Raw genomic sequence first — 1258 nt, 5'->3', positions numbered from 1 at the left:
CTGCTGGGCACGATGCAGGGCTTGCGCGAGGCCAGCGTGCAGCGCCCGGCCCGTGCGGCGCTGGGGGCGGCCCTGGCCTCGCCGGGCCGCAGCAAACGCGGCGCCGCCATCCTGGCCCTGCTGATGGGCGTCGGCGTCTGGCTGGGGCTGCAGGCCTTCCCGCCCGAGATCCTGCTGGCCGATCTGCGCACCGGCACCGGCCGGTGGCAGACCCACACCCTGGCCGACGGCAGCCGGCTGAGCCTGGGCAGCGACACGGCCGTGGCCCTGCATGACAGCGCGCAGGAGCGTGGCATCGAGCTGCTGCGCGGCGAGATCCTGCTTGATGTGGCCAAGGATCCGAACCGGCCCCTGGTCGTGACCACCGCCGATGGCCGCATGCGCGCGCTCGGCACGCGGCTGCTGGTGCGCCGCGATGCGCAGGGCACCGAGCTGACCATGCTGGAGTCGCGTGTGGCGGCGAGCCGCGCAGGGGAGGGCCGCATGGTCACGGTGCAGGCCGGCCAGCGCCTGCGCCTCACGCCAGCCGGCATGGGCGCGCCGCAGGCCGTCGAGCCCGGCAGCATCGAGGAGGCCTGGCAGCGCCGCCGCCTGGTCGTGCAGGACCGACCGCTGCCCGAGGTGCTGGACGAGCTCGCGCGGCACCGGCCGGGGCTGATGCGCTTCGACCGCGCCGCGCTGGCCGGCATCCGGGTCTCGGCCGTGCTGCCGCTGGACGACACCGGGCGCGCGCTGCAGCTGCTGCAGACCAGCTTCCCGCAGCTGCGCGTGCAGACCTTGAGCCCCTATCTGCTGTGGGTGGGCGTCGCGGCGCCCTGAAGAACAGAGAATTTTTCGACGCGCCGGTTCCACTTTGCGCGTCTCGCTCGTCAATGGTGTGAGAGCGACGAAAACGGGCCGCCACAGCGCCCCCAGCCCCACAGCCTTCTAGCCAGTACCGGTTTCGCGCCCGCCTGCCCAGGCCCCACCTTGTGTCGTGGTGGCCGGGCCAGCCCACAGCCGAACCCGAGGAAATCATGATCCCGAGCCCGATAGCTCCCGCGCGCCGCCCGGCGGCCGCACTGTCCACCCTGGCCCTGGCCGCCTGCCTGAGTCTGGGCGCTGCGGCAACGACCGTCACCGCGCAGCCCGCCGCGCCCATGGTCGAGGCCCAGGTGCCGGCCGGCCCGCTGGCCGAGGCGCTGAACCGCTTTGCGCTGCAGGCCGGCGTGCCCCTGGTGGTGGACGCGGCCAAGGTGCAGGGCCTGCGCAGCGCCGG

Annotated in this window: 2 protein-coding genes; both read left to right on the top strand. The window is 74.3% G+C overall.

Annotated features, from left to right (window positions below; translation table 11 throughout):
* Window positions 1-819: FecR family protein (locus PO768_RS28875; protein ID WP_272648801.1), on the top strand; the 819-nt coding region annotated here is incomplete at its 5' end.
* A gap of 197 nt (window positions 820-1016) precedes the next feature.
* Window positions 1017-1258, top strand: a 242-nt coding sequence (locus PO768_RS28870) for a hypothetical protein (RefSeq protein WP_272648800.1), incomplete at its 3' end; no start/stop codon positions are given.

It is taken from the genome of Paucibacter sp. XJ19-41 (genome assembly GCF_028462495.1).
Taxonomy (GTDB): domain Bacteria; phylum Pseudomonadota; class Gammaproteobacteria; order Burkholderiales; family Burkholderiaceae_C; genus Roseateles_E.
The sequence above is the reverse complement of the archived record's forward strand: the minus strand, read 5'-3'. Positions and strand labels throughout refer to the sequence as shown.